Origin of the sequence: Citrobacter sp. Cpo040 (genome assembly GCF_030332915.1) — a bacterium.
GTDB lineage: Bacteria > Pseudomonadota > Gammaproteobacteria > Enterobacterales > Enterobacteriaceae > Citrobacter > Citrobacter portucalensis.
In genome coordinates, this window is sequence record NZ_JAOWGX010000034.1 from 1,500,929 (window position 1) to 1,524,736 (window position 23,808).

Genomic DNA, 23,808 nt, shown 5'->3' on the forward strand with positions numbered 1-23,808 from the left:
ATCCCTTCATTTACCAGTCAGTTCATCCCTGTGCCAGGCGGTAAAACGGCACATTCCTCACTGTTGCAGTAAGATTGTCGGACACCATTGTCTGCTTTGTCGCTATCCGCATCCCTGCTTTTCTCAGCCTCAACACATCAGCGGCAATACGCTGGCTGCCAAACCAGAAAAGCCCGTCCAGCGCAGTGACATCAAGGCCCGATTCCAGTGCCAGCTTCAGACGTTCACGCGGCGCTTTTACTGTTTTAGCAATCTGCTGATATGGCGCTTCGCTTGAACCTGCAGGACTAATGCGCCGGATACGATGTGACAAGCGGTACTGAAATTCATCCGGTATCCCACCGAGACTCGCTTTCAGGCTGTAAACACAACCAAAGCGTTTGCCGTTAAAGATGACGTTTTTCTGACTAAGCTGCAGCTCTTCACGCACGCTGGCAATCAGTTGTGGAGTACGGAGTAATAACAAGCGGAAAGGCAGCTCAAAGCTAGTCACGTAGTCCACATTCAATAAAGCAATACGCAGACGTTCTTGGGGCCCCGCCTTCATTTCCCGGCATTCAGCAATAACATCAGCCCACTGGCCGGTAAGACGGGAACACTCTGTCGCCTCAGTAAAACTGTATTTTTCAGCCTGATAATCAATACGCTCGGTCACACTGAATTCCCTTCTGGCCAGATCTCGGTATTGGTTGCTCACTTTACCAGCGACGACATCCCTGTGTCAGAAATCTTTTTCTAACCCACTGAAAGTGCCTGACCAATCTTCCCTCGTATCCTCACCATGAGGATACGACAACTAACCGACCCGGTATGTTTTCCGGGTCGGTTAAACGGCGCCACGTCAGACAACAAAACGGTTAACCAGATCCTTCATGGTTGCCGACAGATTGTCCAGCCGCTGGCTGTCGCTCGCAGCCTGAGATACCAACGCCGCATTTTGCTGTGTGACCTGTTCCATCGGTCGCAATGCCAGGTTTATCTGGGTTACCCCTTGTGACTGCTCCGTCGCCACACGAGCGATATCCGCAATATATTGCTTCATACTGGTGGTATTATCCGCCGCGGCTTCCAGCGCGGTAGCAGATGCAGTAACCCGCTCAACGCCCTCACTAATTTTGACCATATTCTGCGCGACCAACTCACGGATTTGGTTAGCCTCTTTGGCGCAACGCTGCGAAAGATTTCTCACTTCACTAGCTACGACAGCAAACCCCCTGCCCATCTCTCCTGCCCGAGCAGCTTCCACTGCCGCATTCAGCGCCAGTAAATTAGTCTGAAACGAAATATCATCAATCGAGGTCACAATATTCGAGATTTTCTCACTGGAAGCGCGAATATCCCCCATGCTCTGGTTCGCCGCACTGGCAACGTTACTGGCCTGTCGGACCTCTTTTTCCAGTCTGATTGTCAGATGCTCCGCTTCGCGGGCATTATCCGCCGTTTGCGTAATCGCAGTTGATAACTGCTCCATACTGGCCACAGCTTCTACTATTGATGCAGCCTGTTCATCTGTACGTTGAGCCAGATCCTGATTTCCCGCCGTAATACTGCTACTGGCATCGGACAAAACCACGGAGCCTTGCTTAATCTCCTGTACGATATGCTGAATACTTTCCAGCATCGTGTTATAGGCACGATTAAGTGAGGAAAGCTCATCTTTGCCCGGGGTCGCCAGACGTTGAGTCAGATCGCCATTCATACCCGCAATCTTGCGTAGCGTGTCACTAAACTGACGGTGCATATTGATTGCGATGGCCCCAGCGAACGTCAATGATGCCAGGAGCGCTAACAGGCTAACAGCCATATATATTTGCCAGTTTTTTCGTGCATCCTGCGCGAGTTTTTCTGCATTCGCCAACAGACGATTCGCCGTCACATTTTCTATCTGCCGCATCACTTCAATACGCTGGGTTTGTACTTTAAACCAGGTAGTAGGATCGACACCAAATCCACCGTTCTCGACATGGTTAAACGCGATCTCGCGAAATGCGAGGGCTTTAGACGCTTCTGCTGACTGTAAGCGGCTTTTCAACATGGCCGCCTGTTCCGGTGAACTCAGGCGTAACGATTCTGCCAACCAAACGTTCTGTTTACTGACGACATCACTGAGTTGATGTAACTGTCCGTCGGCGAAATGGCCGGAGGAAAAGATATTTGATAACAGCGCCCGTTCAATACCCGCTTGTTCTTTCAAATTCAGCAGGTTGTAGTAGGCGGCAAATGCGTTTGCCATCTCGCCAGAATCCGTCAACTGCCCCAATCTACCCACAAAATTCAGCACATCAGCAATGACGTTGGTATAAAACTTAACGACATCTGAAGCCGGAAGCCCTAATTGCGTGACATTCTCCCGTATAGTGGAGAGAGAAAGAATGTTTTTCTTAAACGTAGCGACAGAGGTGGCGACATCCCCTTCCGGTAATGCAGTATCGGACAGTGACCGCACAAATACCTCGATCTCGCGATCGGTCAAAGCCCGCTGTGCGTTTAACTCATCTTTGAACGTCTTCCCTTCAGCCCCCAGAAACCCGACACTCATGCCGCGTTCTTTTTGCAATTCATGCACTACATTTCCGGCACTGCGTGCGAGCGCTGTCAGTTGGGCAATATTCTCCATCTGCCGTTCTGTCTCAATGCGCGTTAATATTCCTGAACCAGCAAACCAACATAACGCCAGTAATAATGGTTGTAGCGCAATTATTAACTTCATTTTCATCGGCATTCGATAAACCCACCACATGCCACTTCCCTCCATTATCCATATCTTCATTATGGTTATCGGCGTAAAGAAGCGGCTCTTTAAATTTGAACAATGGGCAACCGTTTGTTTTTTAGATTAAATTTTTGCCAGAATAACTCTATTTAATTACTTCAATCAGAATAAAACCCTGACTAATACGGATTTGTAAACCTATAGTCCATTTTATTAACTTATTTGGCATATTATTTTTTATTAAAAAATCAGGTAATCATTAACTGATTCAAAAGAGAGAGAAGCACAGGACAGTGACAGCAGCCCGAGATAACAGCCATGGCGCGGCCATCATTCTGGCGTCCCGCCGAACGTTAAGGTTATAATCCTTGCAACGATTTTTGGATTAGAAGCGACAATGACAAAACTTACCCTACAAGAACAGATGCTTAAAGCAGGTCTGGTCAGCAGCAAAAAAATGGCGAAAGTGCAGAGAACGGCGAAAAAATCGCGTGTTCAGGCTCGTGAAGCCAGAGAAGCGGTTGAAGAAAATAAAAAAGCACAGGTCGAGCGTGATAAGCAGCTCAGCGAACAGCAGAAGCAGGCCGCATTGTCTAAAGAATACAAAGCGCAGATCAAGCAGCTGATCGAGATGAACAAAATCACCATTTCCCGTGGCGATATTGGTTACAACTTTACTGACAATAACCTGATCAAAAAAGTTTATGTTGATAAGGTAACCCAGTCTCAGTTGATCAAGGGCCGTCTGGCCATTGCCCGCCTGACTGCTGAAAGCAGCAGCGAGAGCGAATACGCCATTATCCCGGCTGTTGTCGCCGACAAGATTGCCCAGCGCGATGCAAGCTATATTGTTCTCAATTGCGAACTGAGCCAGGAAGCGAAGGACGAAGACGATCCGTATGCTGATTTTGTCATTCCTGACGATTTGATGTGGTAAGAAAAACACCCCGATAATCACCCAGAGTTCCGTCGTGTATTTCGGTGAACGCTAGCGCCGCCACCGAAATACCGTCAACCGCTATTCTTCCCCACATGCCGTCTGCTAAAACTTATAGTGTTCCTTGCTCAGTCCGTATTTTCTCATGCGCAAATACAGTTTCTTACGCGGAATTTGTAAATACTCCGCCACTTCATTAATACGTCCCTGATGAATATTAAGCGCTTCGGTAATGATCTGTCGCTCGTACTCATCGACGCGACGATCGAGCGGTGTCGGTTCGGGCAAATGTAGCTGTGGATTCGCGGTTTCAGCCAGTGGCAATAACCCAACGGCAAAAAGCTCGGCGGCATTGGCCAGCTCTCGAACATTGCTCAACCACACGCGACGCCGCATTCCTTTTAGTAATTCCCCGTCAACCTCGGGCACCGGATGGTTCAGACGCAGACAGGCTTTCTGCAGATAATGGCGAAACAGCGGCTCAATATCATCCGGGCGCTGAGACAACGGCTGGCAACCAATTTGCGTCATCGCGAAACAGTAATAAAGTTCGGCCACAATCTGGTTGGTTGCTGCCAGTTCCACCAACGAAGTAGCGCCAATACCGATTAAGCGAAACGGACGCCGCTCCTGGCTTTGCAAATGCACCAGCTGGTGCTGCTGTTCGCGCGTCAGGCACTCAATATGGCTCAGGACCAGCGTTCCCCCTTGCGCCTGGGCAATAAGGTCATTGAGTTGCCCCGCATTCTCTAACGTCAATTCCCCGCGGATAAACGGTCCTTCAGCGCTGCGCCCAAGCTGATGCAAATAACGGGCTCCGGTCATACGCCCCGTTCCCGGCTCGCCATAAAACCAGACGGCAATATCCGTTTCCGCCAGTTGCCGTAAGCGCTGGCGGTACTGATTAACCCAGTCGCTGTAGCCGACCAGTTCAACCTGGAGCTTTTGCTGGCAATAGTGACGACGTGCAATCACAGATTTTCTCTGCCGCAACGCATCCTCTACCAACACCAGCAGTTTGCCTGGATCAACCGGTTTTTGCAGAAAATCCCACGCACCTTTCTTCACCGCGTCCACCGCCATCGGGACATCGCCATGTCCGGTGATCAACAGGATCGGAAGCTGATTGTCATCCTGATGAAACAACGTCATCAGGTCGATTCCATTACAGCCAGGCATACACACGTCGCTCAGGACAATCCCTGGCCAGTCGGCCTGCAGCCAATTTCGGGCATCAAAAGGGTTACTGCATGCGAATACATGATATCCCTCCTGTTCAAGCAACAGGGTGTAAGCGTCAAGAACATCGGCATCATCATCAATAAGCAGAACAGAATATTCATCACTCAACATCGTTTACATCCGTCAGATTAAATTGCAGAACGACGCAGGCATTGCGCCCCGGGGTCGACGCCAGGCGCAGTTCGCCGTTCATTTGCATCATTAACGATACACAAATCGATAAGCCAATACCGAGGCCAACATCCTTACTGGTGGTAAACGGTTTTAACAGTGATGGTAATAATGCTCCAGGCCAACCAGGGCCGTTATCACTGATAAATACGCACAACCGGCTGCCTTCGGTCTGCCAGTGAACCTCTATTTTCGCTGCAACCGGACAGGCATCCAGCGCATTTGCCAGGACGTTTACCAGTACCTGCTGGATACGCACTTCATCACCAACCACCCACACGCCCCGGTCTGGGAGCGTCAGCGTACCCTGCTGTGGCTTGTGTCGCATGGCCAACAGTTCCCAGGCAGCGTTGAACGTTTGTCGGAGATCGACCGGATGCAGAGGCGTGCCAGGCTCGGCCCGGCGCGCAAACTGACGCAGTGAACGGATAATGGCATCGATGCGAGTAATCAGCCCTTCCGCTTTGGTTAATGTGCTTCTCGCCTGAGCGGGTTGCCCCTGTTCGATTGCCCTCCCCGCCGTAAACAGGTACATCGACAGCGCATTCAGCGGTTGATTAATCTCGTGCGCCAGCGTGGTCATAGTCTGGCCGACCACCGCCAGTTTTGCCGTCTGGATCAGCTCATCTTGCGTTGCACGAAGATCAGATTCAATCTCCTTGCGTTCGGTCACTTCCTGCTCCAGCTGATTTTTTTGCGCACTCAACTGGCCCAGGGTATGACGCAGCAAGCCTGCGATACGCCCCAACTCATCGCGTCCATATACCGGGATAGAGGCATCCGTTCTGCCAAGACCAATTTGCACCACGGCCTGGTTGAGCGCAGTAAAACGCTTCACCAGACGCGAGCGAATGAAGTAGTGGTTAAGCCCCCAGGCGAGAAGTAGCGCCAGCAGCGTCGCCAGCAGGATAAGTCCACCGCTGACGCGAACAATTTGTTCCAGCCGCTGGTTAAACGTCTGCATTTGCTGATGGCTACTCCCCAGTTGCGCTTCCAGCAGTGTTCGAAAGCGCCCAAGCGTAGCCTCTCTGGCATGGCTGGCATCAACCAGCGCTTTTTGCGCTGCGACATAATCGCGCATCGTATCGGGCATTTTATTTTTCATCATCCCGATTTCCAGCAGCTCATCGATAGTTTGTCGCAGTGTGATAGTGCTGGGCCAGTCATCGAGGGTGCGGATATTTTCATCCGCCGTTTTCTTCAGATTTTCCAGGTAGCGGATGTGATTCTCCACCAGCATGCCATCGTCGCTACCCGATTTCAGTTCATTGAGCCTGTCGCGTAAATCATCAACGATCTGGTTTTCAATTCTTGCCAGGGTATAGACCTGCTGCTGCTCGTTTTGCACCTCTCGGGCACGTTTGAGATACAGCGCCGCATCACCATTTTTGGCCTCGATTTGATCCAGCAACGTCCCCTGCTGCCAGGTAAAATCCTGCACCAGTGAATTCAGCTCAGTAGTAAAATCATCATGTAGCCAATCAATGCGCGCGGAAAGTTCGCTCACTTTTTCGCGGACAAGGAACATGTTGTAGAGCACCCGGTCCAGTTCCGCCATCAGCGCCCGGCTGTCCTGCAAAATCACCGCCAGTTGCTGCTGTTCTGCTGGTTGCAACCCCCTGCTCAGCACTTCGATTTTATCCAGATGCGAGATTATCTGATTGCGCAGTTGCAGCCTAACCGTCGTATTGGGAGCCAGCAGGAATTCATTAAGCTGGTCCACAACCAGATTGAGATTCCCTTCAATCAAAAAAGCGGAATGCACGCGCGGGAAGTAATCATCAAGCGAATAGCGTATCTGCGAGCTCTGCTCATGCCAGGAGTATAAACTGACGCAGCTTACGCTCAACGTCAGTAATGCGCCCGTTAGAAAGGCTCCCCGCAGGCTGCTGCTGATGCTGAGTTGGCGAAGGCGTTGCAGTATCGATCCACCTTTCATTTTAATTCTTCCAGTTTTGATATCGCCTGACGCTGGTTTTTAAGAAACCAGAGCTGCCACTCCATCATCTGCTGTTCGGCAACGCTTTTATTATCAAACTGCGCAAGCCAGGCTTCATCTTCACTACTTTTGGCATCTATCGGAACGCTGGTCAGTAAGGCTCTGATTTCGGGTAGCGGGCGTTTCAGGCGTGCTTCCGCACTGTATAGTGCCCGCCATGCATCCTTCAGTTGCGCAAGACGGAAACTGATGGCGGTATCAAACATCCGCTGCACTAACTGTTGTCGCTTAAGGATCAGCCGATAATTAAGCGGAGGCTGGTTCATTAAAATAGCCTGCTGAGCAGCGCGGGGATTATCAGATGCGAGCTGCGTTACCGGATATTTCCCCGTATTCGCATCAGCAAGGATCCGCTGCCCCTCCGGGCTTAACAAATAGCGGATAAAACGACGCGCTTCATTGGGGTGCTGGCTGTTCTTGAGAACAGCAACATAGGTTGGCGATACCGCCGAGCGTGGAAAATAGGTAAAAGTCAGGTGAGGATCGTTAAGCAACAGGTTGGCATAATTATCAATGACCGGCCCCGCCACGCCCAGGCCACTCTTAATTTTGTCGGCTACGCCAAAACTGCGTGATGAAATCGTCACCAGATTTCCAGCACTCGCCAGCAGCGTCGCCCACCCCGCTTCCCACCCTTTTTGCTGTAGCAATGACTCAACCATCAGATGGTTGGTATCCGAACGCGATGGGCTACTCATCAACAGTGCGTTCTGATATTTGGGCAGCGTTAAATCCCCCCAGTCGGCAGGAGGCGACAGATGTCGTGCCACCAGCGCAGAACGATTAATCAACAGACCAAAACCAGATATCGCCACTGCCACGGAGGTCGAACGGATAGAGTCTGGCACCAGCCGCTGGCTTTCCGGCAACGCATTTTCGAAGGACGCCAGCTTCTGATGCTCCTGCAGATGCTGTAACAGCATAGGGGATGAGGTCAAAATCAGATCAACATTTTCCGCATTCGCGGTATCCAGCAGTTGCTCCAATGAAATGCTGGTCCGGTTTAACGTGCGAATCATCACCGACCCCGGTTCAGTCTGCCAACGCTGAATAATCCAGGCCGTTGCCCCAGGGGAAAAGGTTGTCGCCATTACCAGCTCTTTACCCTGCGCCAGGCAACTCACCGACAACGACATAAAACAGAGCGAGAACGCCCAACAACGCCCCCGGCCCAAAAGTCTGTTTGTGATCCCGTTCATAAATACCAACATATGCAAAAAAAAATATTGAGACAAAACTTACCCGTTTATCACCGACTGGGGGAAGAATAAGGTTATTCGTAGAATAACCAAACGGAAAGTGACGACATCGGTAAAGAATACCCGAAAATGCAGTCTGAATTTGTTAATATCCGCACACGCCGATGATAAAAGCGTCCGTAAAAGAATAGAATTGAAAAGCCATTATTTAAAAAGAGTCAAAATAAGCCACACCATCCAAAAATTGAGTCAATAGTGACACATTTCATCTATTTGAATTTCTCGCCCGCCTATTTCACTCTTCACTACGAAAAATCCTGATATTCACATCAATATAAATTTAGGTGATGATATGTTATCCATATTTAAGGCAGGGCCTTCAGCAAATAAAGTCCCGGCGGAGAAAGTCCAGGAAACTTATGGCCGATACCGCATTCAGGCATTACTCAGCGTATTTCTTGGCTATCTTGCGTACTATATTGTGCGTAATAACTTCACGCTCTCAACACCGTACCTGAAAGAACATCTGGATCTCAGTGCCACGCAAATTGGTCTACTCAGCAGTTGTATGCTTATTGCCTATGGGATCAGTAAAGGCATTATGAGTAGTCTGGCAGACAAGGCCAGCCCTAAGGTCTTTATGGCATGCGGCCTGGTTCTGTGCGCCATCGTAAACGTCGGTTTAGGATTCAGTACCGGATTCTGGATTTTTGCCGCTCTGGTCGTTTTCAACGGTTTGTTCCAGGGTATGGGCGTTGGCCCTTCATTTATTACCATCGCCAACTGGTTTCCGCGTAAAGAACGTGGACGCGTCGGCGCATTCTGGAATATTTCTCACAACGTTGGCGGTGGTATTGTCGCTCCGATTGTTGGTGCCGCCTTTGCCATTTTAGGGAGCGAGCACTGGCAAAGCGCCAGCTATATTGTCCCGGCCGGTGTTGCCGTACTGTTTGCTTTTATTGTGCTGATGCTGGGGAAAGGTTCACCGCGCCAGGAAGGCTTACCGGCTCTGGAAGAAATGATGCCGGAAGAAAAAGTAGTATTAAATTCCCGACACACTGACCAGGCGCCAGAAAATATGAGTGCCTTCCAGATTTTCTGCACCTATGTGCTGCGTAATAAGAATGCCTGGTATGTTTCACTGGTAGATGTCTTCGTCTATATGGTGCGTTTTGGCATGATTAGCTGGTTGCCTATTTATCTGTTAACCGAAAAACATTTCTCGAAAGAGCAAATGAGCATCGCTTTTCTGTTTTTTGAATGGGCGGCAATCCCTTCCACATTACTGGCGGGCTGGCTTACCGATAAACTGTTTAAAGGCCGTCGCATGCCGCTGGCCATGATTTGTATGGCGCTGATTTTCGTCTGTTTGATCGGCTACTGGAAAAGTGAATCCCTGCTGATGGTCACTATTTTTGCCGCCATTGTGGGTTGCCTGATCTATGTTCCACAGTTCCTCGCTTCTGTTCAGACGATGGAAATCGTTCCCAGCTTCGCAGTAGGTTCTGCAGTAGGACTGCGCGGATTTATGAGCTACATTTTTGGCGCATCGCTGGGCACCAGTCTGTTTGGCGTAATGGTCGACAAAATGGGGTGGCACGGCGGCTTCTATCTGCTGATGGGGGGTATTGTTTGCTGCATCCTGTTCTGCTACCTCTCTCATCGCGGTGCGCTGGAACTTGAGCAACAGCGAAAAAATGCTCAGCAAGAGGAAGCATCACTCCAGTTGGCGGATGCCCGGTAATTCATTTCGGCCTCACAAAAAAGTGCCAGCGATGCTGGCACTTCAATAAACTCAGATAAATAATAAATAACTCAAGGTGATAATTTATTGCTAAACGTAACATTCCAAATTATTGCTTACCATCCGCGACCATAAAGCGAATGATCAAACCACATGTCGGGGCAAGAAACAGGAATAATCCAGTTACCATTTCGTTACCATTGGTCAGCCGCATAGTAAAAACGTAAATTAATGCCGTAAGGATGGCCATGCCGAGAAAAGCGCTAATTGACGCCGCAGCGCCTATAACCTGCCAGATATAGCAACTGACGCACAGAATGCTCAGTATGAGAAAGGTCCAGAAATAGAGCATAGCGATACCTCCTGTCTGCCGTAAACTTAACGTAAGTCCTTACACTCCCTTAACTTTATATTCTAAGACAATTCCTATCCGCTTGCAATTTGAGCAACATTTTATTCACAAAAATCATTCGACCGCTTACTATTACACTGTTCTCCGTCGTTTATTTAATCATCATAAAAACAACGAATTATATATAGGCGAAATTTTGCCCTTAATCGCCCTAAAAACATTTACGAATCTTGAGTAATTATTTCTGGCTGACATTAATTTTCGGGTGTACATTGTGCGTCCGATCATTCATGCCCCCTCGTGGTTTTGTCCTGACTCAGTTTTACACTCTTTACAGGAACCAATGTCGTTCATGGCGGCCTAACGATCAGTGCAGAGTGTAAAGCGACAGGCAAAGAATCTTCGCGATACATCTATTTCGTATCAACAACAGGTGCTTATGTTCCCCCAATGTAAATTTTCACGCGCGTTTTTGCATCCGCGCTACTGGCTCACATGGTTTGGTGTTGGTGTGCTCTGGTTACTGGTACAGCTTCCCTATCCCGTATTGTGTTTTCTTGGTACCCGTACAGGAACGCTGGCTCGTCCATTTTTAAAACGCCGTGAATCTATTGCACGTAAAAATCTCGAACTCTGTTTCCCAAATCTGTCACAGGAAGAAAGAGACAAACTGGTCGATGAGAATTTCCGTTCGCTCGGCATGGGGCTGCTTGAAACAGGTATGGCCTGGTTCTGGCCGGACCGCCGGGTGCGCAAATGGTTTGATGTAGAAGGGCTGGACAACCTGAAGCGCGCTCAGATGCAAAATCGTGGCGTGATGGTCGTTGGCGTACACTTTATGTCGCTCGAGTTGGGTGGTCGCGTAATGGGGCTTTGCCAGCCAATGATGGCAACCTATCGCCCGCACAATAATAAGTTGATGGAGTGGATCCAAACCCGCGGTCGTATGCGCTCCAACAAGGCGATGATCGGCAGAAATAATCTGCGTGGTATTGTCGGCGCCCTGAAAAAAGGCGAGGCAGTGTGGTTTGCCCCCGATCAGGACTATGGTCGTAAAGGGAGTTCATTCGCCCCCTTCTTCGCAGTTAAAGACGTGGCGACCACCAACGGTACCTACGTACTGTCACGGTTATCGGGCGCAGCAATGCTGACCGTAACCATGGTGAGAAAAGCAGATAACACCGGTTACCGCCTGTTCATCACCCCAGAAATGGAAGGTTACCCGGCAGATGAAAGCCAGGCTGCGGCGTATATGAACAAAATTATCGAAAAAGAGATCATGCGTGCACCCGAGCAGTATCTCTGGATCCACCGTCGCTTCAAAACTCGCCCGATGGGTGAAGCTTCGTTGTATATCTAAAAAGAAAGGCCGTAAGGCCTTTCTTTTTTTCTGCGGTTGAATTACTTAACGCCCCATTTGCTGTGCAGTTCAGCCATTCGCTCGCTGTAGTTGCGGGCGATGCAGGCTGATTTATCCTGTTCCTTCCAGCACTCGTTACGCCCTTTCACCCAACCGCGCTGCTCTGCTTTCAGCGTCTGGTTATTGCTCGATTTAACCAGCGCCTGCTTGTAGGCCCCGTTTAACGCTAAATCCATTTCTGAGAGCGAAGGACTGTGGCAGATAATCTCTTCGATACTGCCCTTTGCAACCGCAGCGCAGGAAAAAGAGGGTCCAGTGCTGGTCGATTTTTTGGCCCCAGAAAAGTCAATATTATCTTCAGGCAGGCATACCCCGTGCTTTCGATTCGGCCCACTCCAGGAAACGTCCGGATTCCCGTCATCTTTACGAGAAATAGAAACCGTATTGTTCCCGCTTTTGGCTTCCCAGTAATTTTCATTGAAGGCCTTCACCGTCGCCTTCGAGCCATCAATCCAAACATTGCCTTTGCCATCACTATTCACGCCACCAATACTTGCGCAGCTGAAATTAAACGCCAACGGTGAGGCCGCCATCGACGTCAATGGCGTAAAAACGAGTGCTAACATCATTAATCTGGTCATTTTTAACCTTTTCATTATCTCATTTCGCGAAAAATTAACCGCATTAACATCATGGCGATATGAGAATTCTCCGAGTAACCATTACGTCGCTCAATAGCAATTTATTACCGGCAGAAATTAAACTGTCGCCGAATCACGACAGTTGTAAGTTATTAAAATTAAATAAAAAAATGCCTCTTGTCTCTCCTCATTTTTAGGCGTACATTAGCGCCGTCTGGAGCATTAAAGCTCAGAATTCTGAGGTGATGCAGCCAAGCAAATGAGGGGGATTCTCCCTTTCGTTCGCGAGTGCATCAGCTCTATGTCAGGTAAGCATATGTTCATTTAGACGTACCCCAGGTATGCGGAGAGATGAAAAGTGAAATATTTCTTTATGGGCATTTCTTTTATGGTCATCGTTTGGGCCGGTACTTTCGCCCTGATGATCTAAATTAAAAGACGCAGCAAAAAAACAGGAGCCATCAGGCTCCTGTTTTGCATTTTGGGGAAACATTCTATCAGTCGATACTTTCAGAAGCCGGTTTTGCACTGGTCGGTAACAGGCCATCTGCGCGAAACATCGCCTTGATGCCGCGAATAGCCTGGCGGGTACGGTCACGGTTTTCAATCAACGCAAATCGCACATGCGTATCACCATAATCACCAAACCCAATCCCTGGCGAAACGCATACCTTCGCTTCGTTCAGCAGCTTCTTGGCAAACTCAAGTGACCCCATCCCGGCGTATTGCTCTGGAATTTTCGCCCAAACGTACATTGAGGCCTTTGGCATCTCGACCATCCAGCCTGCTTCATGCAGTCCTTTGACCAGCACATCACGACGACGTTTATATTGCTCAGCGATATCCCGCACACATTGCTGATCGCCTTCCAGCGCGGCAATTGCTGCAACCTGCAGTGGCGTAAAGGTCCCGTAATCGTGATAGCTCTTGATTCGCGCCAGCGCGTTCACCAGCGTTTTGTTGCCCACCATAAACCCGATACGCCATCCCGCCATGTTGTAGCTTTTCGACAGGGTGAAAAATTCAACAGCGACGTCGCGAGCGCCGGGTACCTGCATAATCGATGGCGCCATCCAGCCGTCATAAACAATATCAGCGTAGGCCAGGTCGTGAACCACCAACACGTCATAGCGTTTAGCCAGGGCCACCACTTTCTCAAAGAATTCCAGCTCGACGCACTGCGCGGTCGGGTTGGATGGGAAACCTAAGATCATCATCTTCGGCTTCGGGTAACTTTCGCGTATTGCGCGTTCCAGCTCATTAAAGAAGTCGACCCCCTCAACCAGCGGCACTGAACGCACCTGCGCGCCGGCAATCACCGCGCCATAGATATGGATGGGATAACTTGGGTTGGGCACGAGGACCGTATCACCGTGATCGAGCGTTGCCAGCATCAGGTGCGCCAGCCCCTCTTTGGAACCGATGGTCACAATGGCTTCGGATTCAGGATCGATCTCAACGTCATAGCGTTCCTGGTACCAGCGGGAAATCGCCCGACGCAAACGCGGAATGCCGCGTGAGGTGGAGTAACCGTGAGTATCCGGGCGCTGCGCCACGGTACACAGTTTTTCGACAATGTGAGGAGGCGTGGCTCCATCCGGGTTCCCCATACTGAAATCGATAATATCTTCGCCGCGCCGACGCGCAGCCATCTTCAGTTCAGCGGTGATGTTAAAAACGTACGGGGGAAGGCGATCAATACGCGTAAAGCGACGTTCAGGGCGGGAGTCAGCCATAATATCCTCAGATTAACGTTAGCGCCCGGACCGTCCGAGCGACGCTGCCACGATGGTGGCACGTTTAGAAAATAGCCTGAATAATTTCCTTCTGTCGAGAGGCAAAACAAAATATTTTTTCCTGACGAAAAAGAGGAACAGCTGAGCAAAATGAGGAAATAACCATTTTCACAACCCGCCAAAAATTACCATCATTTAACATTTTGTTGTTAAATACATTACCTTGAACGCAGTGCTCACAGGACAGGTATTGTAAATACAACAATCATGCAACAATCCCCTTTTAATATTATGGTTTTTCCCCATTAGCTCTGAACTGCGGGGATGCTGGTCATCCTGCCTCAGGTTACCTATCATAGTGGTTTAACCCTTGCGCAAGAGTCACCCGTGCACGAAATATTCAATATGCTGCTGGCGGTATTTGACCGGGCAGCACTGATGCTGTTCTGTCTGTTTTTCCTGATTCGTATCCGCCTGTTTCGCGAACTGTTGCACAAGTCAGCCCACTCCCCAAAAGAGCTGCTCGCCGTTACCGCGATTTTCTCCATGTTTGCCCTGTTCAGTACCTGGTCAGGCGTACCGGTAGAAGGTTCTCTGGTCAATGTGCGTATTATCGCGGTCATGTCAGGAGGGATCCTGTTCGGTCCGTGGGTTGGCATTATTACGGGGCTGATCGCAGGCACCCACCGTTACCTGATCGATATTGGCGGCGTAACTGCCCTACCCTGCTTTATTACCAGCATTCTGGCTGGCTGCATTGCCGGGTGGATCAACCGTAAGATCCCCAAAGCGCAGCACTGGCGCGCGGGTATTTTAGGCGGAATGCTGTGCGAATCACTGACCATGATCCTCGTCGTCGCCTGGGCACCCACCACCGAGCTGGGGCTGGATATTGTCTCAAAAATCGGTATCCCAATGATCCTCGGCAGCGTCTGTATTGGTTTTATCGTGATGCTGGTACAAAGCGTTGAAGGTGAGAAAGAAGCCAGCGCTGCAAAACAGGCCAAGCTGGCGCTGGATATCGCCAACAAAACGCTGCCGCTCTTTCGTCAGGTCAACAGCGAGTCGTTACGCCAGGTGTGCGAAATTATTCGCCACGATATCCACGCTGACGCGGTTGCCATCACCAATACTCAGCACGTTCTGGCCTATGTTGGCGTTGGAGAGATCAACTACCGCGATAACGATGACTTCGTCAGCCCCACCACGCAGGAGGCCATAAATCACGGTAAAATCATCATAAAAAACAATGATGAAGCGCATCGCACCCCGGAAATTCACTCCATGCTGGTGATCCCGCTTTGGGAGAAAGGCGTCGTGACCGGCACGCTGAAGATCTACTACTGTCACGCTCATCAAATCACTTCCTCGTTACAGGAAATGGCGATCGGTCTGTCGCAAATCATCTCCACCCAGCTTGAAGTCTCCCGCGCAGAGCAACTACGAGAAATGGCAAATAAGGCAGAGCTACGCGCGCTGCAAAGCAAAATAAATCCCCATTTTCTGTTTAATGCCCTGAACGCGATTTCATCGTCGGTGCGGCTTAACCCGGACACCGCACGTCAGCTCATTTTTAATTTGTCGCGCTATCTTCGCTATAATATTGAATTAAAAGACGATGAGCAGATCGACATCAAGAAAGAGCTGTATCAAATCAAGGATTACATCACCATCGAACAGGCCCGCTTTGGCGACAAGCTGACCGTTATTTATGATATCGATGAAGAGGTAAGCTGTTTTATTCCCAGCCTGCTGATTCAGCCGTTGGTCGAGAACGCTATCGTCCATGGGATCCAGCCCTGCAAAGGGAAAGGTGTGGTCACCATCAGCGTTGCGGAGTGCGGCAACCGGGTACGGATTGCCGTACGAGATACGGGTCATGGTATCGACCCAAAAGTGATTGAACGGGTCGAGTCCAATGAAATGCCGGGCAATAAAATTGGTCTGTTGAATGTGCACCATCGCGTTAAGCTGCTCTACGGTGAGGGATTACATATCCGCCGTCTGGAGCCAGGCACAGAGATTGCCTTTTATGTACCTAATGTGCACTCGCCCGCAGCCGCGCCAACTACATTATTGCTTTAACCAGGAGTGAAGTCGTGAAAGTCATCATTGTTGAAGATGAATTCCTGGCCCAACAGGAACTGAGCTGGCTGATAAAAGAGCACAGCCAGATGGAGATTGTCGGCACGTTTGACGATGGTCTGGACGTGCTGAAATATCTCCAGCACAACCGCGTTGACGCCATTTTTCTGGATATTAATATTCCCTCGCTGGACGGCGTATTGCTGGCACAAAATATCAGCCAGTTCGCGCATAAACCCTTTATTGTGTTTATTACCGCATGGAAAGAGCATGCTGTTGAAGCCTTCGAACTGGAAGCTTTTGACTACATTCTGAAGCCGTACCAGGAATCACGCATTGTCAGTATGCTGCAAAAGCTAGAAGCCGCCTGGCAGCAACAGCAAACGGGAACGTCTCCTGTAAGTCCGGTGGCCCGCGAAAACGATACGCTCAACCTGATCAAGGATGAGCGGATCATCGTGACCCCAATCAACGACATCTACTACGCTGAAGCGCATGAAAAGATGACGTTCGTCTATACGCGACGAGAATCATACGTCATGCCGATGAACATCAGTGAATTTTGCAGCAAACTGCCGGCTTCGCATTTCTTCCGCTGCCACCGCTCGTTCTGCGTAAATCTGAATAAAATCCGCGAGATCGAACCCTGGTTTAACAACACTTATATTCTGCGTTTAAAGGATCTGGAATTTGAAATCCCGGTTAGTCGGAGCAAAGTGAAAGAATTCAGACAATTAATGCATTTATAGTGCTGAAAAAGCGTGACGAATGGAGAGTACAGCGCGCGCTTTCAGTCGTTTCCGCGACTAACAGGATAGCGGAACTAAGTTTGTAGTATATTGGTCGTCACTCTATTTTTTACAGGTGATGTCATGGCAAAGCTGAGCGAAAAATATCAACGTACATATCTACGCGAATACGCAAAAGAAGCGGAAAAAAATGCCCTGATATGGATAAGTACGGACGATTATTTAGCTGAGTGCCTGGATATTCATGAACAATGCCATCTGGATTATTCACTGCAACAACAGCTGAGTTCATGGCTTTTTATGCTGCGCATGAAGCGCAGCCCGGATTTATTAGGATATAAAACCGCGATACAGTCAAATAATATGGAATCTCTGCACTTATCCCTGCGACAGTCTGCGATGATTAAACATGTGACGCAGGGTGTGGACTCAGGCTGCGATCACAGTATTAATGTATGGACGACACTGGAGATTCTTGCCGCGGGTTTATTTGACCGAGTACCGCTCTTATTGCCTGAAAAATTGGGCATGAGTGATAACGGTCACCCTGTTAACCTGGCCATGACGAATTTAATGATGGCGGTGTGGTACAAACGTGCAGACTTTGCAGTGGATGCCAGAAAAAGAGCGCAAAAGGTACTGGCCGCGAAGCAGACAGCAAGCGATATGTTCATCCTCCGCTACCTGATGGCGCTCCTGGATGAGGATGTGACAGAAGCAGGGACACAACTCGATTTATATTGTAAAAGCGTATCTGCATTGAGAGAACCGGGACTCACTAAGCTCCATAAAATGTTCTGGCCATACGCGCACGGGTTATACAACATGGTTTATATTGTATTGGGCAAAGATAAAGCCAGCGCGATGCCAAAACCAACCGCAGAGTGTTTCATGGACGATCTGGCGGAATGGCAAAATAAAAATAACTATCGCCATGGCCCGCTATTTGTTGAATACCCTAAACCAATTGACCTTATTAACACCCTGATCTCATGCACGCCGCCAGAATGTTGTTTGCATCAACCCTATCTGGATACCGATAAAAAATATAAAAACACAAGATACCTGCATGCCGATTTATTTGAACAACAGATGATCAAGATAATTTTAGAAAATATGAACAGCCAGAACGACAAGGCCGGATAAGCGCTGAGCACCATCCGGCCCTGACCTTACAAAATGTGGCCCAGCGTCTGACGTAAATGCGCACCAGCGCCAAGTAGTCCTGGATTATCGTGCACGATCAGATACACCGGAATATCCTGCACGTAGGCTTTAAAACGACCTTTATCTTCAAAACCACCGCGGAAGCCCGACGCTTTAAAAAAGTCGAGGAAGCGCGGCACAATACCGCCGGCGATGTACACACCGCCAAATGTGCCCAGCGTTAACGCCAGATCGCCACCAAAACGTCCCATGATGACGCAGAACAGCGACAGCGCACGACGACAGTCAATGCAAGAATCTTCCAGCGCCCGTGCGGTGATATCCTTCGGCTGCAGATTTTCCGGCAGGCGTCCGTCAGATTTGACGATCGCGCGATACAGATTCACCAGTCCCGGACCAGACAGCACGCGTTCTGCGGACACGTGACCTATTTCCGCGCGCAGAACCTCAAGGATAATTCCCTCTTCCTCGCTGTTAGGCGCAAAATCCACGTGGCCGCCTTCACCAGGGAGGCTTACCCAGCGTTTATCCACGTGGACCAGATGCGCCACGCCGAGCCCGGTTCCTGCGCCATAAACAGCAATAGGTTTACCTTCAACAGGTTCCGCGCCACCAAACTGGATTAAATGCTCTTTTTTCAGCATCGGGATCGCCATCGACACAGCGGTGAAATCATTGATGATTTCCAGATGGCTGAAGCCCAGGTTTTTTTTCATCTCAGCAATAGAGAACGCCCAGGTATGGTTGGTCATTGCCACCCAGTCGCCGGTTATCGGACAGGCAATGGCAATACAACCATCTTCAACGCTAACGCTATGCTCATCCAGGTACACGCGCACCACCGCCTCCAGACTTGGATAATCCAACCCGGAATAGGTTTTTGCCTGCGAAATCTCGCCACTGGCAATATCGCACAGAGCAAGACGCGCGTTGGTGCCGCCAACATCCCCTACTAAAGCATATTTTGTCATTCTTCCACTGCTCCGCTAAAGTCAGAATAAATCTTTGCCACACTGTAAATTCATGGGGACATAACAACAACGGTCTGAAGGCTGATGCCCGTGGAAAATCGATCCAGATCACACAATTACTTTATCGTTTCAGCACCATTTGCAGCGATGTCGTCAGGCAGGCTGTGCAAACTATGTCTATGAATCTGTTTTAAGGAATAGAAAATGCTCCATCCGCGAGCCAGAACGATGCTCTTGCTATCAATCCCAGCGCTAATCATTGGCATAGCGTCCAGCCTGGTGTTGATCGTTGTGATGAAAGTGGCTTCCGTTTTACAGCAGTTTTTGTGGGAACGTCTGCCTGTTAGCATCGGTATAGCCCAGGACTCTCCGGTCTGGATTATCGGTATGCTGACACTCACGGGGATCATGGTCGGGTTAGTTATCCGTTACAGCCATGGCCACGCAGGCCCGGATCCGGCCTGTGAACCGTTAATTGGTATGCCGGTGCCAACGTCAGCAATACCGGGCCTGCTGGCAGCGCTAATCCTCGGCCTCGCGGGTGGCGTCAGTCTGGGTCCGGAACACCCCATCATGACCGTGAATATCGCACTGGCAGTGGCACTTGGTAGCCGCATGTTTCCGCGCATTGCGAAGCTGGACTGGACCATTCTCGCCTCTGCCGGCACCATCGGCGCGCTATTTGGTACCCCCGTTGCCGCCGCGCTGATATTTTCGCAAACGCTAAATAGCTCAAACGATGTGCCCTTGTGGGATCGCCTGTTTGCACCGTTAATGGCCGCCGCCGCGGGTTCGCTAACCACCAGCCTGTTTTTTCACCCCCATTTTTCACTGCCCATCGCGCACTACACGCAGATGCACTTGATCGATATCCTCAGCGGCGCGGTTGTTGCTGCCATCGCCATTGCCGCTGGGATGGTTGCCGTCTGGTGTCTGCCGCGTTTGCACCATTTAATGCATCGATTAAGACACCCGGTGCTGATCCTCGGGGCAGGCGGTTTTATCCTTGGTATTTTGGGTGTTATCGGCGGGCCGCTTACCTTGTTTAAGGGACTGGACGAAATGCAGCAAATGGCATTTAGCCAAACGCTGGGGACATCAGATTATTTCATGCTCGCCGTGATCAAACTAACGGCATTGGTGGTAGCAGCGGCGAGTGGTTTTCGCGGCGGACGAATCTTCCCGGCGGTATTCGTTGGCGTCGCGCTTGGCCTGATGCTGCACGCCCATGTTGAAGCTGTGCCGGCTGCCATCACGGTTTCTTGCTCTATTCTCGGGCTGGTGCTGGTCGTCACCCGTGACGCCTGGCTGAGCCTGTTTATGGCAGCAGTGGTGGTGCCAGATTCCACCCTGCTACCGCTGCTGTGCATCGTCATGCTGCCCGCCTGGCTGCTGCTGGCAGGCAAACCGATGATGGTCGCTGAGCGCCCTGATAAATAGCTATCCGCCGTTGCGAGATTCCAGCGCACGGGTCACCGTGCGCAATAATTCAGGAAGATCGGCTTTCGGTAGCACCACCTCAATTAACGACAATCGTTGCGGATTGGACAACCGGGCCAGCACCTCTTCCAACTGTACCGCCAGCTTCACCCGCCAACATTCTGCCTGACATTCACGACTAAACGCCTGCGGCACCGACGTCCAGCTCCAGGCGGCGATGTCGTTATAGCGCTGATTTGCCCCATGTATGGCCCGCTCCACGGTATAACCGTCATTGTTGAGCAGTAAAATAACCGGCGATTGCCCGTCTCTGAGCATGGAGCCCAGCTCCTGAATGGTGAGCTGCGCCGCGCCATCACCAATAATCAGGATCACCCGACGGTCCGGACAGGCCGTTTGCGCACCGAATGCCGCCGGGAGCGCGTAGCCGATAGATCCCCACAAAGGTTGAACCAGTACTTCCGCCCCGCAAGGTAGTGAGAGCGCAGCCGCGCCAAAGGCGGCGGTTCCCTGATCGACGAGGATAATGTCATCAGGCTTCAGAAACTGCTGCACCGTGTGCCAGAAGTTTTCCTGCGTCAGTTGGCCCTTCTCAACCTGAACACGCCTAATTGGCGGACGTTCTGGCGGTAGAGAAAACGACATTTCCAGGCACAACTCACGTAATGTGGTGACCGCCTGCTCCATCGGGATGTTAAACCAGTGGGATCCAATTCGTGACGCATGGGGCTGAACGTCAATGGTGCGATCCTGCGGTAGCTGTTGTGTAAACCCAGCAGTGAGGGTGTCGACAAATTGTGTGCCGACACACATTATCGTATCGGCATCTTCTATCGCCTGACGTACATAATCGCTGCTGGCTCCAGCGCTGTACGTGCCAACAAACGCCGGGTGACGCTCATCAAACAGTCCTTTGCCCATCAACAACGTGGCATGAGCCATCGGCGTTTCCGCCATCCAGCGCTGTAAAACCGGCTGCAGGCCAAAACGCAGCGCGAGGAAGTCGGCCAGCAACGCTACGCGTGGGCTGTCCAGCAATCGTTCACGGGCATGGTAGCGAAACGCCTCTATCACGCTGCTTTCCGGCTCGCTCAGAGGAACAATCATAATATCATTCGGTGGCGTAGCAGGCTGTTTAGCCACATCAGCAGGCAGCATCAGATAGCCCGGCCTGCGCTCGCTGAGCATCATTCGCAACACACGGTCAATTTCATAGCAGGCATTTTGTTCATCCAGTATCGCGCTGGCCGTTGTTACTGCCTGCTGCATGCGGTAAAAATGCTGAAAGTCACCGTCACCCAAAGTGTGATGCATCAACTCTCCGCGACGCTGCGCGCCGCGACAGGGTGCGCCGACAATATGCAAAACAGGAACATATTCCGCGAAGCTACCCGCGATACCGTTAATTGCGCTTAACTCCCCCACACCAAACGTGGTGAGCAGCGCCCCAACCCCGGATACCCGGGCATAGCCATCTGCCGCATAAGCCGCATTCAATTCATTCGCACACCCGACCCAACATACGTTGGGATGTTCAATCACGTGGTCAAGAAACTGCAAATTATAATCGCCCGGCACACCAAAGAGATGGCCGACGCCACAGCCTGCCAGCCTGTCCAGCAGATAATCAGCAACGGAATACGGGGTTTGCATGACAGCTATCCTTCTGACGGTAACCTCATGTTGAGTATCGAAGAACTGTGATGACTGTCCAGGAAAGTCGCTGTGAAAGGGTGGAAAGCAGGATTTACAGTTTTGGCGGTTAAAATTCATTGAAGAATCGACGGTGTAACCGTATACACTGAAAGACACACGCATTGTGGAAGGGAGGTGACATGGTTTATCACGCAGATGAAAATCGTTATCAGACAATGGAGTACCGCCGCTGCGGTCAAAGCGGCCTTAAGCTCCCGATTGTCTCTCTGGGTTTGTGGCACAATTTTGGCGATACCACGCAGGTCGAGAACAGTCGCGCATTGCTACAGCGCGCATTCGATCTGGGGATTAACCATTTTGATCTGGCAAATAACTATGGTCCACCGCCGGGTTCGGCAGAACGGAATTTTGGTCGGATCCTGCAGGAAGATTTTTTACCGTGGCGAGATGAGCTTATTATCTCCACAAAAGCGGGCTACACCATGTGGGAAGGTCCCTACGGTGACTGGGGTTCACGCAAATATCTGATTGCCAGTCTCGATCAAAGCCTGAAGCGTCTGGGGCTGGAGTATGTCGATATCTTCTACCACCATCGCCCCGACCCTGAAACACCGCTCAGAGAAACCATGCGCGCGCTGGATCACATCGTCCGTCAGGGCAAAGCGCTGTACGTCGGGTTGTCTAACTATCCAGCAGATCTTGCCAGGCAGGCGATTGAAATACTCGACGATTTAGGTACGCCATGCCTTATTCACCAGCCCAAATATTCCATGTTTGAACGTTGGGTCGAAGGCGGCTTGCTGTCGCTATTACAGGAAAAAGGTGTCGGCAGTATCGCCTTCTCACCGCTGGCTGGCGGACAGTTAACCGACCGCTATCTGAACGGCATTCCTGCGGATTCTCGTGCGGCAAGCACCAGTCGCTTTCTGAATCCGGACCAGATCACTCCACAAAAACTGGAAAAAGTGCGGGCGCTGAATGTGCTGGCAGAACGACGCGGGCAAAAGCTTTCCCAAATGGCGCTAGCATGGGTGTTACGGGATGACAAAGTCACGTCCGTGCTGATTGGCGCGAGTAAAACGGCGCAGATTGAAGACGCTGTCGGTATGCTGGCAAACCGTCACTTTACGTCTGAAGAGTGCGCGGAGATTGATGCTATCCTGAGTTGATTGAAATAAAGACACATTTATTAACAAAAAGTGCTCTCACTTGCGATTTAAGAGTTAAGGCGATGAAACGGGGCTTTACTGCCCCGTAATATTACGTTAACAGGCCGGCTACGGCTCGATCGTGAAGGAGAGAAAACATGTTCAGGTCACTGATTCTGGCGGCAGTCTTATTGGCTTTTACACCGCTGGCCGCGAACGCTGGCGAAATCACCCTGCTGCCATCAATAAAATTACAAATTGGCGATCGCGATAACTACGGTAACTACTGGGATGGCGGCCGCTGGCGCGACCGGGATTACTGGCACCATAACTATGAGTGGCGCAAAAATCGCTGGTGGCGTCATGACAACGGCTACCATCGTGGCTGGGACAAACGCAAAGCTTATGAGCGTGGTTATCGTGAAGGCTGGAACGATCGTGACGACCACCGCGGTCGCGGGCGTGGCCACAAACATCATCATTAATGTAACAAAAGGG

Annotated in this window: 20 protein-coding genes; 10 read left to right on the forward strand and 10 right to left on the reverse strand. The window is 50.5% G+C overall.

What is annotated here, in order from left to right; translation table 11 throughout:
* Positions 1 to 22: 22 nt before the first annotated feature.
* Positions 23 to 655, reverse strand: a complete 633-nt coding sequence (locus tag OGX86_RS11945; protein ID WP_048215836.1) for an ECs1377 family protein — start codon at positions 653 to 655, stop codon at positions 23 to 25.
* A 186-nt stretch (positions 656 to 841) separates the two neighbouring features.
* The gene (locus OGX86_RS11950) at positions 842 to 2,740 is read right to left on the reverse strand and encodes a methyl-accepting chemotaxis protein (protein WP_048224902.1); all 1,899 of its coding nucleotides are present in this window, start codon (positions 2,738 to 2,740) and stop codon (positions 842 to 844) included.
* A gap of 370 nt (positions 2,741 to 3,110) precedes the next feature.
* Here OGX86_RS11950 and OGX86_RS11955 point away from each other — a divergent pair, with 370 nt between their 5' ends.
* Positions 3,111 to 3,650 (forward strand): DUF2058 domain-containing protein, encoded by a 540-nt coding sequence (locus tag OGX86_RS11955; RefSeq protein WP_020996692.1) that lies wholly within the window; start codon positions 3,111 to 3,113, stop codon positions 3,648 to 3,650.
* Positions 3,651 to 3,755: 105 nt separating this feature from the next.
* Here OGX86_RS11955 and pgtA read toward each other — a convergent pair whose 3' ends face one another.
* The 3 genes from pgtA to pgtC are packed head-to-tail and all read right to left on the reverse strand — an operon-like array spanning position 3,756 to position 8,198.
* Entirely contained in the window at positions 3,756 to 5,003 is a 1,248-nt protein-coding gene (pgtA, locus tag OGX86_RS11960) for a two-component system response regulator PgtA (RefSeq protein ID WP_032944112.1), read from the reverse strand.
* Complete coding sequence (gene pgtB / locus OGX86_RS11965; RefSeq protein ID WP_171845906.1) at positions 4,993 to 6,987, reverse strand: two-component system sensor histidine kinase PgtB; 1,995 nt, start codon at positions 6,985 to 6,987, stop codon at positions 4,993 to 4,995. Before pgtB ends, pgtA begins: the two co-directional genes overlap by 11 nt.
* An 11-nt stretch (positions 6,988 to 6,998) precedes the next feature.
* Positions 6,999 to 8,198: a phosphoglycerate transport regulator PgtC gene (gene pgtC, locus OGX86_RS11970; RefSeq protein WP_286640186.1), complete on the reverse strand. Its 1,200-nt coding sequence runs from the start codon at positions 8,196 to 8,198 to the stop codon at positions 6,999 to 7,001.
* 415 nt (positions 8,199 to 8,613) lie between these two features.
* Between pgtC and pgtP the strand changes: the two genes are divergently transcribed.
* Positions 8,614 to 10,005 carry a phosphoglycerate transporter PgtP gene (pgtP, locus tag OGX86_RS11975; RefSeq protein WP_168978086.1) on the forward strand — a complete coding sequence of 464 codons (1,392 nt, stop codon included), beginning with the start codon at positions 8,614 to 8,616 and terminating at the stop codon, positions 10,003 to 10,005.
* Between the two features lie 109 nt (positions 10,006 to 10,114).
* Here the strand turns inward: pgtP and OGX86_RS11980 are convergent, their stop codons facing one another.
* Positions 10,115 to 10,357: a DUF2545 family protein gene (locus tag OGX86_RS11980; RefSeq protein ID WP_008785383.1), complete on the reverse strand. Its 243-nt coding sequence runs from the start codon at positions 10,355 to 10,357 to the stop codon at positions 10,115 to 10,117.
* 439 nt (positions 10,358 to 10,796) lie between these two features.
* On the opposite strand from OGX86_RS11980, the gene lpxP reads away from it, so the two are divergent.
* A complete protein-coding gene (gene lpxP, locus OGX86_RS11985) occupies positions 10,797 to 11,717 on the forward strand; it encodes a kdo(2)-lipid IV(A) palmitoleoyltransferase (RefSeq protein WP_020996694.1) in 921 nt (306 codons plus the stop codon).
* Between the two features lie 41 nt (positions 11,718 to 11,758).
* On the opposite strand, the gene OGX86_RS11990 is transcribed toward lpxP, so the two are convergent.
* Positions 11,759 to 12,373: a lysozyme inhibitor LprI family protein gene (locus OGX86_RS11990; protein WP_048224909.1), complete on the reverse strand. Its 615-nt coding sequence runs from the start codon at positions 12,371 to 12,373 to the stop codon at positions 11,759 to 11,761.
* A 343-nt stretch (positions 12,374 to 12,716) separates the two neighbouring features.
* Between OGX86_RS11990 and ypdK the strand changes: the two genes are divergently transcribed.
* Positions 12,717 to 12,788 (forward strand): membrane protein YpdK, encoded by a 72-nt coding sequence (ypdK, locus tag OGX86_RS11995; RefSeq protein ID WP_010723117.1) that lies wholly within the window; start codon positions 12,717 to 12,719, stop codon positions 12,786 to 12,788.
* 67 nt (positions 12,789 to 12,855) lie between these two features.
* Here ypdK and alaC read toward each other — a convergent pair whose 3' ends face one another.
* Positions 12,856 to 14,094 carry an alanine transaminase gene (alaC, locus tag OGX86_RS12000; protein ID WP_286640111.1) on the reverse strand — a complete coding sequence of 413 codons (1,239 nt, stop codon included), beginning with the start codon at positions 14,092 to 14,094 and terminating at the stop codon, positions 12,856 to 12,858.
* 387 nt (positions 14,095 to 14,481) lie between these two features.
* Here alaC and OGX86_RS12005 point away from each other — a divergent pair, with 387 nt between their 5' ends.
* The 3 genes from OGX86_RS12005 (at position 14,482) to OGX86_RS12015 (ending at position 18,074) form a co-directional block, all read left to right on the forward strand.
* Positions 14,482 to 16,179, forward strand: coding sequence for a sensor histidine kinase (locus OGX86_RS12005; RefSeq protein ID WP_008785387.1), 1,698 nt, complete (start codon positions 14,482 to 14,484; stop codon positions 16,177 to 16,179).
* 14 nt (positions 16,180 to 16,193) lie between these two features.
* The gene (locus tag OGX86_RS12010) at positions 16,194 to 16,928 is read left to right on the forward strand and encodes a LytR/AlgR family response regulator transcription factor (protein WP_286640112.1); all 735 of its coding nucleotides are present in this window, start codon (positions 16,194 to 16,196) and stop codon (positions 16,926 to 16,928) included.
* Positions 16,929 to 17,051: 123 nt separating this feature from the next.
* The gene (locus tag OGX86_RS12015) at positions 17,052 to 18,074 is read left to right on the forward strand and encodes a hypothetical protein (RefSeq protein ID WP_286640113.1); all 1,023 of its coding nucleotides are present in this window, start codon (positions 17,052 to 17,054) and stop codon (positions 18,072 to 18,074) included.
* Positions 18,075 to 18,100: 26 nt separating this feature from the next.
* Here OGX86_RS12015 and glk read toward each other — a convergent pair whose 3' ends face one another.
* Positions 18,101 to 19,066, reverse strand: a complete 966-nt coding sequence (gene glk / locus OGX86_RS12020) for a glucokinase (protein ID WP_003028256.1) — start codon at positions 19,064 to 19,066, stop codon at positions 18,101 to 18,103.
* A gap of 204 nt (positions 19,067 to 19,270) precedes the next feature.
* On the opposite strand from glk, the gene OGX86_RS12025 reads away from it, so the two are divergent.
* A complete protein-coding gene (locus OGX86_RS12025) occupies positions 19,271 to 20,506 on the forward strand; it encodes an ion channel protein (RefSeq protein WP_286640114.1) in 1,236 nt (411 codons plus the stop codon).
* Here the strand turns inward: OGX86_RS12025 and OGX86_RS12030 are convergent, their stop codons facing one another.
* Positions 20,507 to 22,159 carry an alpha-keto acid decarboxylase family protein gene (locus tag OGX86_RS12030; RefSeq protein ID WP_286640115.1) on the reverse strand — a complete coding sequence of 551 codons (1,653 nt, stop codon included), beginning with the start codon at positions 22,157 to 22,159 and terminating at the stop codon, positions 20,507 to 20,509.
* A 182-nt stretch (positions 22,160 to 22,341) separates the two neighbouring features.
* Here OGX86_RS12030 and mgrA point away from each other — a divergent pair, with 182 nt between their 5' ends.
* Positions 22,342 to 23,331 carry an L-glyceraldehyde 3-phosphate reductase gene (gene mgrA / locus OGX86_RS12035; RefSeq protein WP_048234784.1) on the forward strand — a complete coding sequence of 330 codons (990 nt, stop codon included), beginning with the start codon at positions 22,342 to 22,344 and terminating at the stop codon, positions 23,329 to 23,331.
* A 137-nt stretch (positions 23,332 to 23,468) separates the two neighbouring features.
* A complete protein-coding gene (ypeC, locus tag OGX86_RS12040) occupies positions 23,469 to 23,795 on the forward strand; it encodes a DUF2502 domain-containing protein YpeC (RefSeq protein ID WP_003834889.1) in 327 nt (108 codons plus the stop codon).
* Positions 23,796 to 23,808 lie beyond the last annotated feature (13 nt).